General features: G+C 66.4%; 9 protein-coding genes. 5 read left to right on the forward strand and 4 right to left on the reverse strand.

Features of this window, described 5'->3' with window-relative positions:
* Positions 1 to 119: 119 nt before the first annotated feature.
* From Q0T48_RS15155 to Q0T48_RS15165, 3 genes are all read right to left on the reverse strand, one after another.
* Positions 120 to 1349, reverse strand: coding sequence for a CaiB/BaiF CoA-transferase family protein (locus Q0T48_RS15155; protein ID WP_295957638.1), 1230 nt, complete (start codon positions 1347 to 1349; stop codon positions 120 to 122).
* A gap of 1 nt (position 1350) precedes the next feature.
* Positions 1351 to 2547 (reverse strand): acyl-CoA dehydrogenase, encoded by a 1197-nt coding sequence (locus Q0T48_RS15160; protein WP_295957640.1) that lies wholly within the window; start codon positions 2545 to 2547, stop codon positions 1351 to 1353.
* A 216-nt stretch (positions 2548 to 2763) separates the two neighbouring features.
* On the reverse strand, positions 2764 to 3687 hold the full coding sequence (locus Q0T48_RS15165) for a DMT family transporter (protein WP_295957641.1): 924 nt from the start codon (positions 3685 to 3687) through the stop codon (positions 2764 to 2766).
* Between the two features lie 127 nt (positions 3688 to 3814).
* Between Q0T48_RS15165 and Q0T48_RS15170 the strand changes: the two genes are divergently transcribed.
* From Q0T48_RS15170 to Q0T48_RS15180, 3 genes are read left to right on the forward strand one after another with little or no spacing between them, the layout of a single operon-like run.
* Positions 3815 to 4615 (forward strand): helix-turn-helix transcriptional regulator, encoded by an 801-nt coding sequence (locus Q0T48_RS15170; protein ID WP_295957643.1) that lies wholly within the window; start codon positions 3815 to 3817, stop codon positions 4613 to 4615.
* A gap of 36 nt (positions 4616 to 4651) precedes the next feature.
* Positions 4652 to 5326 (forward strand): response regulator transcription factor, encoded by a 675-nt coding sequence (locus Q0T48_RS15175; protein ID WP_295957644.1) that lies wholly within the window; start codon positions 4652 to 4654, stop codon positions 5324 to 5326.
* Entirely contained in the window at positions 5323 to 6693 is a 1371-nt protein-coding gene (locus Q0T48_RS15180) for a sensor histidine kinase N-terminal domain-containing protein (RefSeq protein WP_295957645.1), read from the forward strand. The genes Q0T48_RS15175 and Q0T48_RS15180 overlap by 4 nt, the downstream gene beginning before the upstream one ends.
* On the opposite strand, the gene Q0T48_RS15185 is transcribed toward Q0T48_RS15180, so the two are convergent.
* A complete protein-coding gene (locus Q0T48_RS15185) occupies positions 6650 to 8254 on the reverse strand; it encodes a glycosyltransferase family 39 protein (RefSeq protein ID WP_295957647.1) in 1605 nt (534 codons plus the stop codon). The two genes, Q0T48_RS15180 and Q0T48_RS15185, sit on opposite strands and share 44 nt — an antisense overlap.
* A gap of 257 nt (positions 8255 to 8511) precedes the next feature.
* Here Q0T48_RS15185 and Q0T48_RS15190 point away from each other — a divergent pair, with 257 nt between their 5' ends.
* Positions 8512 to 9420: a LysR substrate-binding domain-containing protein gene (locus tag Q0T48_RS15190; RefSeq protein WP_295957649.1), complete on the forward strand. Its 909-nt coding sequence runs from the start codon at positions 8512 to 8514 to the stop codon at positions 9418 to 9420.
* Positions 9421 to 9539: 119 nt separating this feature from the next.
* Positions 9540 to 12122, forward strand: a complete 2583-nt coding sequence (mutS, locus tag Q0T48_RS15195; RefSeq protein WP_295957689.1) for a DNA mismatch repair protein MutS — start codon at positions 9540 to 9542, stop codon at positions 12120 to 12122.
* Positions 12123 to 12145: the final 23 nt, after the last annotated feature.

A 12145-nucleotide genomic window follows, 5' to 3' on the forward strand; every position in this document is an offset into this window, starting at 1 on the left:
CGCCCGTAGAGCGGAGTTTCTGGGTCCATCGGTCCACCTTTCTGACGGGGTAAAACGAAGTTGCGCGGAATCCAGCGCCATCGTAACCGCGCAGACGCGCTGGGCAAAGCCTTACAGACCTACACCACCCCACCCGCCCGCAGCGAAGCTATCGCGGCTGCATCCAACCCCAACCCCGCCAGCACCTCGTCCGTATGCTCGCCCAAACCCGGCGGAGCCCGGTGCAGCACCGGTGGCGTGGCGGTCAGGCGCAGCGGGCTGGCCACGCTTGCTACTGATGTAATAGCTGTCTGTGTAGATTCCACCTGCGCTACAGGCTGATTTACCTTCAAACTGCGGGCCTGCACCTGGGCATCGGCAAAGGCCTGACCCATGTCGTTGATGGGGCCGCAGGGCACGGCTTTGTCCTCCAGCAACGTGATCCACTGCGCGGTGCTGCGCGTGCGGGTGACCCACTCCAGCGCGGAGATCAGCTCGGCGCGGTGCCGCACCCGCAGGGTGTTGGTGGTGAAGCGCGGGTCGGTGGCCCATTCGGGGTGCCCGGCGGCGGCGCAGAAGCGGGCGAACTGGCCGTCGTTGCCGATGGCCAGCAGCATCGCGCCATCGGCCGTGGGGAAATCTTGGTACGGGGCCAGGCTGGGGTGGGTGTTGCCCTGGCGCTGGGGCACGGTGCCGGTGTTCAGGAACCCGGCGGCCTGGTTGGCCAGGATGGCCATGCCCACGTCGAGCAAGGCCATGTCGATGTGCTGGCCCAGGCCGGTGCGGTGGCGGGCCTCAATGGCAGCCAGGATGGCGCTGCAGGCGTAGACCCCGGTGAACAAATCGATCACCGCCACGCCGACTTTTTGCGGTGCGCCGCCTGCCGGGCCGGTGATGGACATCATGCCGCTCATGGCCTGCACCATCAGGTCGTAGCCCGCGCGCTCGGCATACGGCCCGGTCTGGCCGAAGCCGGTGACCGAGCAGTAGATCAGCCGGGGGTTGAGGGCCTGCAGGCTGGCGTGGTCCAGCCCGTAGTGGGCCAGGCCGCCGACCTTGAAGTTCTCTACCAGCACGTCGCTGGTCGCGGCCATCTGGCGGATCAGCGCCTGGCCTGCCGCCTGGGCCATGTCGATGGTGATGGAGCGCTTGTTGCGGTTGCAGGCGGTGAAATAGGTGGCCTGGTCGGTGTCATTCCCGTCGGCATCCTGCAGAAACGGCGGGCCCCAGTGGCGGGTGTCGTCGCCCACCACCGGGCGTTCGACCTTGACCACATCGGCCCCCAGGTCGGCCAGCATCTGGGTACACCACGGCCCAGCCAGCACGCGGGACAGGTCCAGCACCTTGAGGTGGCTCAGTGCAGCGCTCACCTCAGTTTCCAAACGCGGCAATGCCGGTTTGCGCCCGGCCCAGAATCAGGGCGTGGATGTCGTGCGTGCCCTCGTAGGTGTTCACCACTTCCAGGTTCACCAGGTGCCGCGCCACGCCGAACTCGTCGGAGATACCGTTGCCGCCCATCATGTCGCGCGCCAGCCGGGCAATGTCCAGCGACTTGCCGCAGGAGTTGCGCTTGAGCAGCGATGTCAGCTCCACCGAAGCCGTGCCCTCGTCTTTCATGCGGCCCAGGCGCAGGCAGCCTTGCAGGCCCAGGGCGATGTCGGTCTGCATGTCGGCCAGCTTTTTCTGGATCAGCTGATTCGCGGCCAGGGGGCGGCCAAACTGTTTGCGGTCCAGCGTGTACTGGCGGGCGCGGAACCAGCAGTCTTCTGCCGCCCCCAGCGCGCCCCAGGCGATGCCGTAGCGGGCGCTGTTGAGGCAGGTGAACGGACCTTTCAAACCCTGCACCTCGGGGAAGGCATTTTCTTCGGGGCAAAACACGCCGTCCATCACGATCTCGCCGGTGATGCTGGCGCGCAGCCCCACCTTGCCGTGGATGGCCGGGGCGCTCAGGCCCGCCATGCCTTTGTCCAGAATAAAACCGCGGATGGGGCCCACATGGCCCGCCGCGTCCACTTCTTTGGCCCAGACCACAAACACGTCCGCGATCGGGCTGTTGGAAATCCACATCTTGGAGCCGCTGAGCTTGTAGCCGCCCGCCACCTTGAGGGCGCGTGTGGCCATAGAGCCGGGGTCGGAGCCGTGGTCGGGCTCGGTCAGGCCGAAGCAGCCAATCCACGCGCCGGTGGCCAGCTTGGGCAGGTATTTTTGCCGCTGCGCCTCGGTGCCAAATTCAAAAATCGGCACCATCACCAGCGAGCTTTGCACGCTCATCATCGAGCGGTAGCCCGAGTCCACGCGCTCCACTTCGCGGGCGATCAGGCCATAGGCCACGTAGTTCAGGCCGGGGCCGCCGTACTGCTCGGGGATGGTCGGGCCCAGCAAGCCCAGCTCGCCCATCTCGCGGAAGATGGCCGGGTCGGTGCTCTCGGTGCGGAAGGCCTGCAGCACGCGCGGCAGCAGTTTGTCCTGGCAGTAGGCCGCCGACGCATCGCGCACCATGCGCTCGTCGTCGCTGAGTTGCTGGTCGAGCAAGAATGGGTCTTGCCATTGGAATGCGGCGTGGGCCATGGGGTGTCTCCAAAAGAATAAACGCCATGGTAGTGCCCGCCGGGACACTGGGGCAAACGATTTATTCGCACCCAGTTATGCATTTTACGGATGTATAGATACAGCCATTTATATAAAATTTTTGCATATATCGTATATTGCTTCTACGCTTATAGCTACATATATTGAAGCGCCTTAGCCCAACTATTGTGAATATTAAACACAGCTTTGCACGATTCAAACCGCCTGCTTTTTGAAGCCCAGCCACCGCCAGCCCTCGCTGCTGACCAGCACCACACCCGCCAGCACACACACGGCACCCGCCACAAAACCCGGCTCCAGCGGCTCGTGCAGCAGCCACACACCAAAGCCCATGCCAAACAGTGGGGTCAGAAAAGAGAACACGCTCAGGCGCGATGCCAGGTAGGTGCGCAACAGCCAGAACCACACCAAAAAGCTGGCAAACGACACCGCCAGCGACTGGAAGCCCATCACCGCCCAGACCAGCGGCGTGGCATGGATGGTGGTTTGCCCCAACGCCCAGGCCGCGCCCAGCAGCAGCACGCAGGCGGCCACCAATTGGTACAGCAAGGTCTGCGCGGCCGACACCCGGGCCAGGCTAGAGGTGCGCACCACCACCGTGGTAGCGCCCCAGGCCACGCCCGCCAGCAGGCCCAGCAGATCGCCCAGCAGCACCTGGCTGGACGTGCCGGCGGTGGGCGATGCCGCACGGCCAAAAAAGGTAAACACAATGCCCGCAAACGCCAGGCCGATACCCAACCACTTCACCGGGCTCAGCCGTTCGGCGGGCAGCTTCCAGTGCAGACCCAGGGCCACAAAAATCGGCGCGGTGTACAAGAACACCACCATGTGTGAGGCCGAGGTGAAGCGCAAGCCCTCGCCTACCAGCAGGTATTCCAGCCCGAACAAAGCCCCCACCACCAGACCGGGCCGCCAGTGGGTCAGCGCCATGTCTTCCTTGCGCCAGCGCATCAGCAGCCAGACCAGCAGCGCCGCCACGCCCGAGCGCAGCCCGATCTGCAGAATGGGCGCGATGTCGTGCGCCACGGCCTTGATCGCCACCTGCTGCAGGCCCCAGAGGGTGCAAAGCACCAGCATGGTGGCGCTGGCTTGGCCGTCGAGGGGTTTGCGGGTGTCCATGGAAATCCTTTGGTGTGAATCTGGATTGTCCGTTCGACGGATTTGGTGGATATAGTGCATTCCAGACAAGCCATAGCCGGAAGCCGACAATATGCAAGCTGCCAAACACCACCGTACAAGTCCCGGGATGCACCTGGAAACCGCGCCGTTCACCAGCGCCCTGCCCGCGTCCATGTTCTTTCGCACAGGCAGCGTGCAGGCCGACTCGCGCTACCCGCAGCACCGCCACGCCTGGGGTGAATTCGTCTACGCCTTCAGCGGCGTGATCGAGGTCAAGGTGGCCGACCACCACTACCTGGCCCCGCCGCAGTACGGCATCTGGCTGCCGCCCGACGTGGAGCACATGGGCCTGAACCGCTACGAGGTGGTGCACTGCTCGCTCTACATGGCGGCCGAGCACTGCGGCGCGCTGCCGAAGAACCCCTGCGCCCTCACCGTCAGCCCGCTGGTGCGCTCCCTGCTGGAGCACCTGCGCCAGCAGCCCGGCACCCTGCCCCGCAGCGACGCGCAAGAGCGCCTGCTGCAGGTGCTGGCCGACCAGCTGGCCCTGGCTCCCTGCGCCGGCAGCTACCTGCCCAGCTCCGACGACCCCTTGCTAGGCGCGGTGCTGCGCGCTCTGGAAGCCCAGCCCGGCGACAACCGCACCCTGCCCGAAATCGCCCACGCCGCCCACACCACCGAGCGCACCCTGCTGCGCCGCTTCCAGCGCGAGCTGGGCATGTCGTTTGTGGAGTGGCGCCAGCGTCTACGGGTGGTCAAGGCCATGCCGCTGCTGGATGCCGGGCAAACCGTGGAGACGGTGGCGCTGGACCTGGGCTACGCCAGCGCCTCGGCCTTCATCAGCATGTTCCGCCGCCTGATGGGGGTGACACCGGACGAATTCCGCAAGGGCGCGGTGGAAACCCGTGGCGTGGTGCGCACCGGATAATGGCTAGGGCACCCTTGGGGTGCTTTAGGGGCTTGCGTGCGTGTATTGATTGTGGAAGACGACCTTTTACTGGGCGATGCCCTGGCCACGGGCTTGCGCCAACTCGGGCATGTGGTGGACTGGTTTGGCGATGGTGCGCAGGCCGATGCGGCCCTGGCGGCCACCACTTTTGATGCCGTGGTGCTGGATCTGGGCCTGCCCGGCGGGGATGGCCTGGTCTGGCTGGCGCGTTGGCGCAACGCGGGCGTGGCCGTGCCTATGCTGATCCTGACGGCCCGCGACGGCGCGGCGCACAGCATCACCGGCCTGGACAGCGGGGCCGACGACTACCTCGTCAAACCCATCTCCATCGACGAGCTGGCAGCGCGCCTGCGGGCAGTGATGCGCCGCACCTCGGGCCGGGCCCAGTCGGTGTGGCAGCACGGCGCGCTCGAATACGACCCGGCCAGCAAACACGTGCGCTGGAAGGGCGAAACCATTGAGCTGACGGGCCGTGAACTGGCCCTGCTGGAGGCCCTGCTGAAGCACCCGCAGCGCGTGCTATCCAAGGCCCACTTGCAAGAAAAACTGTACGACTGGAGCGGCGCGGAGCCCGAAAGCAATACGCTGGAGGTGCACATCCACCACCTGCGCCGCAAGATCGACCCGGCCATCGTGCGCACACTGCGCGGCGTGGGCTACGCACTGGGCTCGGGCGAGGCCGGGCCATGAGCCTGCAACGCCGTTTACTGCTGTACTTGCTGGTGTGCGCGCCGCTGGTGTGGGCCGTGACCCTGTGGGTGTCGGTGAGCCGGGCCCGGCATGAAGTCAACGAACTCTACGACGGCGAGCTGGTCCGCCTGGCCCGCCAGGTGCAGGCGGTGTTCAACCGCCAACATACAGGCCCGCTGCCTGCGCCGATCCCGCCCGTTGCCGACGACCCCTTGGATGACGATGCACGCGAACTGGCTGTGGCGGTGTGGAACGCCCAGGGCCAACTGGTTTTAACCGACCGCGAAGGCATGCAGCTCCAGCGCCGACCCGGTCCGGCGGGCTTTGTGGATACGCAGTTGTTCGGCACCGCCTGGCGGGTGTACTACCTGCCCTCGTCCAACGGCGAATGGCTGGTGGCCGCGGGCCAGGACGTGCACGAGCGCCAAGAATTGGTTGCCGGGCTCACGGCCAGCCAGATCATGCCCTGGCTGCTGATGTTGCCGTTTCTGCTGCTGGCCATGGCCTTGGCGGTGCGGCAAGCGCTGCTACCCATCCGCACGCTGGCAGCCGAGTTGCAAGGCCGCAATGCGCAAGATTTGCAACCCGTATCCCCGCTGCGGGCACCGGCAGAACTACGGCCGCTGCTGGTGGCGATGAACGGCCTGTTCACCCGCATCGACGACAGCCAGGAGCGCGAACGCCGCTTCACCGCCGATGCCGCGCACGAAATGCGCACGCCGCTGGCGGTGCTGCGGGCCCAGTGGGACGTGGTCCGCCGCGCGCACAGCGGGGCCGAGCGGGCGCAGGCCGAAGCCCAGTTCAGCACCGGCCTGGACCGTACCGACCGGCTGGTGACGCAAATGCTGGCCCTGTCCCGGGTAGAGGCGCGCCTGGGCTCGGGCAGCGCCGCAATCCCCCACACCCCGGTGGACTGGCCGCAATTGGTGGAGCAGGCCATGGGCGACTGCCTGCCGCTGGCCGAACGCCGCCACATCGAACTGGCCTGCGAATGGCCGCCCGAAGGCCAGCCCGCCTTGCCGATGCAGGGCGATGCCGACCTGCTGACCGTGCTGCTGCGCAACCTGCTGGACAACGCGGTGCGCTATGCCCCCCAGGGCACGCTGGTGACGCTGCGTTTCACGCCGCACGCCCTGGCGGTAGAGAACGACGGCACGCCGCTCAGCACCGAACAGCTGGCCAGCCTGGGCATCCGCTTTCACCGGCCCCAGGGGCAAACCGAAATCGGCAGTGGCCTGGGGGTGTCCATCGTGCAGCGGATTGCCGCGCTGCACGGCCTGGTGGTGGTGTTTGGCCCAGGCGACAACGGGCTAGGCATGCGGGTCAGGGTGCAGCGGGGCACACTGCATCCACCCGCCACAGCGTAGTGCCGCGTTCGGTCAGCACCGCTTGCGCCCGCGGGGGTAGCGCGTAGGCATCCAGAGCATGGGCCGGACCGATGACCCAGCTCACCGGGGCCCGGCACAGGGCCGCGCGCAGTCGACTTGCGTCCACCAGCGCAGCCGCCGCCTTGGACGGGGCGAACTGGCCCGCGTCCACCAGCTCTTTGCGCCAGCTGTCCTCGGTGCGGATTTCCGGGTCTTGCCAGTCATCGACCACCATGACCGGGTTGTGCAGGCGCGCGTAGAACGGCACATCGTAGAAATAGTGCTGGAGCATCAGCACCGGCTCGCCGGGCGTGCGGTGGCTTTGCAAGGCCACGGCGATTTCGGCCGTGCTTTTGGTCGGAACCACCGCCAGCCAGGCGATAGCGCCCAAACCCAGCGCCGCCGCCATGGCGCTACTGGCCCGCCAGACGTTTTGCATGCGGCGCGACAGGGGCTGCAAAGTGGTCAGGCTGTCGGCCAGCAGGTAGGCCAGGGGCGGCACGGCCGGCAGCACATAGCCCAGCAGCTTGGACTGCGGCAACGAGAAAAACACCACTACGGTCACCAACCAGACCCCCATCAGGCTGCGCACCGGATCGTGCGGTACCCGGTCCCCATAGCCCCGGATAGCCAGCCGGTACAGCAGCGGCGTCCAGGGCAGGCTGAACAGCAGCAGCACCGCCGGGTAAAACCAAAACGGCTGGACGTTGTTGAAACCACTGCCCACAAAGCGCTGGAAGTGCTGCACCACAAAAAAGTAGTGGAAGAAGCCCGCAAACTGCTGCTGCATGGCCACACACCACGGTGCGGCCACCGCCAAAAACACCCCCAAGCCCGGCAGCCACAGCAGCGCCAACAGCCTGCGCCAGCGCTGTGTGGCCACCAGCCAGACCAGCATGACCAGGCCAGGAATCGCGGCACCGATCAGGCCCTTGGCCAGCACCCCCAGGCCCGCCAGGGCGCAGGCCGCGGCGAGCGACCGTTTAAAGGGCAGCTTCTGTTCCATACGCAGCACCGCATCCGCCGCCGCCAAGATGGTGGCCGTGGTGCAGCCCGCCACCAGCATGTCCATATTGGCAAACTGCCCGCCAATCAAAAACAGTGGCTGCACCGCTAGCGCCACGGCCACCCGGCCCGCAGCCACCGGCCCTGCCCAGCGCCGGGTAAACAGGTACAGCGCGACTGCGCCCAGCCAGGCCCCCAGCAGCGGTGCCGCCCGGGCCGCCCAAGGGTTGGCACCGAACACCGACATGGATGCGGCGGTGATCCAGTAAAACAGCGGCGGCTTGTGGAAGAAGGGCAAGCCGTTCAGCGTGGGGGTCAGCCAGTGGCCCGATGCCAGCATTTCCCAGGCAACCCCCACGTAGCGCCCCTCGTCGGGCAGCATCAGGGGCCGCGCCCAGGCCGTGGCCGCCAGCCAGACCAGGATCGCCAATGACACCCAAATGGGTTCCTGCCAGGTGCGTGACGCGTTCAAGATGGGAGAGTGCGCAATCCAGGCCGGGCGGTGGCGCAGGGAAACAGGTGCGTCCAGGGAATCCGGCGCAAGGGAGGGACGCATGGGGACATTCGCAAAAGGAAAGATGGGCCGCAGTATTGCGAGAGCCCGATTAACTTAGCCTTAAGGCGGCGTAAATAGTCCCCGTTTGTGCACAGCCGCCAGATTGCCAAGGCAAGCACCACGCAGTTATGCGTTTTTTGAACTTCTTATTCCACAGGTGCTTCAATTATTTTGACCCACAGCGTAGATTTAATCTACGCTAGTAGCTATCAATAACAGACCACAACAAACCCAATATTGTGTATATTTCGCATACCATGCGCCGCAAAATCCCCTCCCTCCAAGCCCTGGCCTGCCTCGATGCCGCCGCCCGCCACGAAAGCTACACCCGCGCCGCCCAAGAGCTGGCCCTGAGCCAGGGCGCGGTGTCGCGCCAGATCACCGCACTGGAAGCCTTTGTCGGCGTACCGCTGTTTCGCCGCACCCGCCACGGCGTGGCGCTGACACCGCAGGGGGCCGAGTACGCACAGCAGGTGGCAGTGCGCCTGCGGGGGCTGGAGCAAGACACGCTGGATGCCATGTCGCACCAGGGCAGCGGCGGCAGCCTGCACCTAGCGGCGGTGCCCACCTTTGCCACCCGTTGGCTGATCCCGCGCCTGCCTGCCTGGACGGCCCTGCACCCCGACACCACGGTGCACATCGAAACCCGCACCCGCCCCTTTCTGTTTGCCGATACGCCCTTCGATGCCGCCCTGTACAGCGGCAGTGCCGACCAGGTGGCCCAGTGGGCGGGCACCCGCGCCGTGCGCCTGCTGGGCGAGGATATGGTGCCGGTGTGCAGCCCGGCGCTGCTGGGCGGCGCAACGGCATTCACCGCGCAAGCCATCGCCGACCTCCCCCTGCTGCAGCAAAGCACCCGCCCCGACGGCTGGCGGCAGTGGTTCGATGCCATGGGCGTGCCCGCCCCGCTGGCCCGACGCGGCCCGCGCTACGAGCTGTTCTCTATGACCGCCGCAGCCGCCACCTGCGGCCTGGGCCTGGCCCTGGTGCCGCGTCTGCTGGTCGAGGCCGAACTGGCCCGCGGTGAATTGGTGCTGGCCTGCGCGCAGCCGCTGCCGGGCGACCAGACGGAAGACCGCGCGTATTACTGCGTGCTGCCCGAGCGCACGGAGAACCGGGCCTTGGTGGAGGCGTTTGTGGGGTGGATGCAGCAGGCGGTGGGCTAGCGGCCGTCGCCGATAATCGGCCCCCGCCCGCCTTTCCTGGAACCACGATCTTGAGCGCCAAAGCCCCTCCCCCGTCCACTGCTCTGCCCACCGACGCGCCCGCTGCCGCCCACACGCCCATGGTGGCCCAGTACCTGGCCATCAAAGCCGAGCACCCCGACACGCTGGTCTTCTACCGCATGGGCGATTTCTACGAGCTGTTTTTCAGCGATGCCGAAAAGGCCACCGCCCTGCTCGACATTACCCTGACCAAGCGCGGCCACACGGCGGGCGTGCCGATTCCCATGTGCGGCGTGCCCTTCCATGCCATGGAGGGCTATCTGGCCAAGCTGATCAAGCTGGGCGAGTCGGTGGCGATTTGCGAGCAGGTGGGCGAGGTCACGGGCAAGGGCCCGGTGGAGCGCAAAGTGGTGCGGGTGGTGACCCCCGGCACGCTCACCGATGCCGAGCTGCTGTCCGACAAGACCGAATCCGTGCTGCTGGCCATCCACCAGGGGCCGCACAACACCTGCGGCCTGGCCTGGCTGAGCGTGACCCGCGCCGAAATCCACCTGGCCGAGTGCCCCAGCGACGAACTCGAAGCCTGGGTCACCCGTATCGCCCCCAGCGAACTGCTGCACAGCGCGGATGCCAGTGCCAGCCTGGAGCAGCGCATCCAGGCCCTGAAGCGCGCCACCGCACCGGGCACGGCACTGTCCACCACCGCCCGCCCGGCCTGGCAGTTTGATGCAGGCTTGGGCCAGCGCAAGCTGCTAGAGCAACTGCACGCCGCCACCCTGGCCGCTTGGCAGGCGGACGACCTGCCCCAGGCCCATGCGGCCGCCGCTGCCCTGCTGAACTTTGCCGAGCATACCCAGGGCCGCGCCCTGTCGCACGTGCAATCCATCCGCGTGCAAAAAGGCGATGCCAGCATCCACCTGCCGCTGAGCACCCGGCGCAACCTGGAGCTAACGCAAACCCTGCGCGGCGAGGACAAGCCCACGCTGTTCTCGCTGCTCGACACCTGCAGCACCAGCATGGGCAGCCGCGCCCTAAAACGCTGGCTGCTGGAACCCCAGCGCGACCGCAGCGAAGCTACTCTGCGCCTGCAGGCCATTGCCACCCTGCGCGAAGCCGGGCAGGGCCAGCGCCTGCGCGAACAGCTCAAGGGCAGCGGCGACGTGGAACGCATCAGCGCCCGCATCGCGCTGCGCCAAGTGCGCCCGCGTGAGCTGGTAGCCCTGCAGTACACGCTACAAAAAGCAGAGCTACTAGTGCAGGCAGTACCTGCGCAATCAGCACTTTTGGTTCAAATTTCTGCGGCCCTGCACCCGCCAGAAGGCTGTGCCGCTCTATTGCAAAGCGCCATCCTGGACGAGCCCGCCGCCCTGGTGCGGGACGGCGGCGTGATCAACCGCGGCTTCGATGCCGAGCTAGACGAGTTGCGCGACATCCAGACCAACTGCGACGCGTTTTTGTTGGACCTGGAAACCCGCGAAAAAGCCCGTACCGGCATTGCCAACCTGCGCGTGCAGTTCAACAAGGTGCACGGCTTCTACATCGAAGTCACCCAGGGCCAGATCGACAAGGTGCCCGCCGACTACCGCCGCCGCCAGACGCTGAAGAACGCCGAGCGCTTCATCACCCCCGAGCTCAAAGCCTTTGAAGACAAGGCCCTGAGCGCCCAGGAGCGCGCCTTGGCCCGCGAGAAATGGCTGTTTGAGCAGGTACTGGATGCCTTGCAGGCCTTTGTGCCGCGCCTGGGCCAACTGGCCTACGCCCTGGCCGCGCTGGACGTGCTGTGCACCCTGGCCGAGCGCTCGCTCACGCTGAACTGGTGCGCCCCGGTGTTCGTGAAAGAGCCCTGCATCGCCATTGCAGGGGGCCGCCACCCGGTGGTAGAAGCCCGCCTGGCCGAAACCAGCAACGCCAGCTTCATCGCCAACGACACCGCCCTGGGCCACCGCCAGCGCATGCAAATCATCACCGGCCCCAACATGGGCGGTAAATCGACCTACATGCGCCAGGTGGCCACCATCGTGCTGCTGGCCAGCATGGGCAGCTATGTGCCCGCCAGTACCTGCCGCCTGGGCCCTATCGATGCCATCCACACCCGCATCGGCGCGGCCGACGACCTGGCCAACGCGCAATCCACCTTCATGGTGGAGATGACCGAGGCCGCGCAAATCCTGCACAGCGCCACATCCCATAGCCTGGTGCTGATGGACGAAATTGGCCGCGGCACCTCCACCTTCGACGGCCTGGCGCTGGCCAGCGGCATTGCCGCTCATTTGCACGACAAAACCCAGGCCTTCTGCCTGTTTGCCACCCACTATTTCGAGCTCACCGAGTTCCCGGCCCAGCACCATGGCGCGGTGAACATGCACGTCAGCGCGGCCGAGTCGGGCCGCGACATTGTGTTTCTGCACGAGCTGCAGCCCGGCCCCGCCAGTCGCAGCTACGGCATCCAGGTGGCCCGGCTGGCCGGCATGCCCGCCGCCGTGCTGAACCATGCCCGCCACACGCTGGCCGCGCTGGAAGACCATGCGCTGGGGAACCAGGCGCAGGTGGATTTGTTTGCGCCGCCGCCCCAAAAGCCCGACGACGGACCCAGCGCTTTAGAATCAGCGCTAGCCGCCATCCAGCCGGATGCCCTGTCTCCACGCGAAGCGCTGGAGGCCTTGTACAGCCTGAAGAAACTCAGCCTGGGCGCATCGGCCTAACCCCATTTCAGCTTCTTACCCGT

This window comes from Rhodoferax sp. (genome assembly GCF_025354435.1).
GTDB lineage: Bacteria > Pseudomonadota > Gammaproteobacteria > Burkholderiales > Burkholderiaceae_C > Rhodoferax_B.